Source organism: Pseudoalteromonas sp. S1609 (genome assembly GCF_005887255.1).
Classification (GTDB): domain Bacteria; phylum Pseudomonadota; class Gammaproteobacteria; order Enterobacterales; family Alteromonadaceae; genus Pseudoalteromonas.
Window position 1 is genome coordinate 1 of sequence record NZ_PNDJ01000225.1, and the last position, 252, is coordinate 252.

1 protein-coding gene is annotated in these 252 nt (G+C 38.5%); it reads left to right on the plus strand.

Annotated elements, in window-relative coordinates; translation table 11 throughout:
* Positions 1 to 252, plus strand: a 252-nt coding sequence (locus tag CWB76_RS20175; protein WP_138609760.1) for a hypothetical protein, incomplete at both ends; no start/stop codon positions are given.

Here is a 252-nt window from a genome sequence, read left to right on the forward strand (position 1 = left end):
TATTTTAGAGTTTTCTAAAAAAGAAGCTGGTAAGTTAGACAAAGAAAACATTCAATTTAATTTACAACAGTACCGGGGAGAAATTGTTGAGTCGGTTGCGCTCAGGGCAGAAAGCAACACCACCCAATTAATTTTAGATTCTACGCATGTATGCACCAGTGAGATTGTGTCCGCCCCAAATAGGTTGCGAAAAAATTTAAATAAATTCATTGCCAAGGCCGTAAAGTTCACCCATAACGGACAACTACTGGT